The organism is Agromyces binzhouensis (genome assembly GCF_004135055.1).
In the GTDB taxonomy this organism is placed as follows: domain Bacteria; phylum Actinomycetota; class Actinomycetes; order Actinomycetales; family Microbacteriaceae; genus Agromyces; species Agromyces binzhouensis.
In genome coordinates this window covers 1-1,203 of the sequence record NZ_SDPL01000635.1, presented here as the reverse complement: position 1 = coordinate 1,203, position 1,203 = coordinate 1, and the positions used below count along the sequence as shown (strand labels likewise).

The window sequence follows — 1,203 nt, the reverse complement described above, 5'->3', positions numbered from 1 at the left end:
TCATCGCCGGGACCGAGGCGCGCGCCGTCGCCGCGCTCGAGCAGAACCCGTCGGCGACCGTGGCCTCGCGCGTCGCGGTGGAGGAGGCCGTCGCCGAGCTCCGGCACTCCCCCACGATCTCGTCCGGCGACTCGAGCCGGTTCGCCGACCTCGCGTCCGCGGTCGACGAACTGCGGGCGTCGCACGCCGCCGAGGTCGCGCGCCTGGCCGAGTTCCCCCTCCGGGCCGAGATCGAGTCGTTCGCCAGGTCCATCGCCTTCGACGTCCCGTTCGACGTCGCCTGGGCCGACGAGGTGGGCGGCTTCTCCAGCGACGGGTACTACTCGGGCACGGCCGAGTTCTTCGAGGACGGCGACGGCGACGGCTGGGGACTCATCTCACTGACCCTCAGCATCGAGGAGGCGTGGTACTCGGACGAGAACGCCAGGGCCGTCGTCGTGCACGAGGTCGGCCACGTGCAGGTGCTGCGCGAGGCGTGCGCGACGATCTTCGACGGACCCGAGTTCGCAGGCGACCACGAGGTCTGGGCGACCGCCTGGGCGATCGGCATGGGCTACGACCTGCCCGGCGCGGGCATCGAGGCGTACGGCCGGCCGAGCGACGCGCAGATCCAGGCATCCACCGCCTGCCGCTGAACCGCGCGAGGCACCCACGCGCGCGGGTCCCGGCCCGGGGGCCTCCGGGAATACCCGGCGCCCCGGGACGTTGACCTAGAATCGAACACGTAACGTGCTCCGGGGTCGGTGCAAGTCCGAACCGGCGGTGAAAGTCCGCGAGCCGCGAGCGCGTGACCATCCGGTCACGCGCGGACGGTTGATCCGGTGGAATTCCGGTACCGACGGTGAAAGTCCGGATGGGAGGCAGCACGTGTCGGCGACGCCATGCGCGTGGTCGACCGGTCCGGCGATGCCCGGGCGCCCCGGAGCCTGGAAGGCAGGCGACAGGCGATGACCACGGTCACGCGGGCGGCGACCGATGCCGCGACGATGCGTCGGGCGCTGGAGCTCGCGGAGCGCGGACCGGCACGGGGCGTCAACCCCCGCGTCGGGTGCGTCATCCTCTCCCCCGGCGGCGACGTGCTCGCCGAGGGCTGGCACCGCGGCGCCGGCACCGCGCACGCGGAGGTCGACGCGCTCGCCAAGCTGGCACCGGGCGGCGCGCGCGGCGCGACCGCGGTCGTCACGCTCGAGCCGTGCAACCACG

Annotated in this window: 2 pseudogenes and 1 riboswitch; both pseudogenes read left to right on the top strand. The window is 73.6% G+C overall.

Features of this window, described 5'->3' with window-relative positions:
• Window positions 1-635 (top strand): annotated as a pseudogene (locus ESO86_RS19480) (hypothetical protein); the annotation flags it as partial.
• 90 nt (window positions 636-725) lie between these two features.
• Window positions 726-871, top strand: a riboswitch (FMN riboswitch).
• Between the two features lie 76 nt (window positions 872-947).
• Window positions 948-1,203: pseudogene (locus ESO86_RS17270) on the top strand (riboflavin biosynthesis protein RibD); the annotation flags it as partial.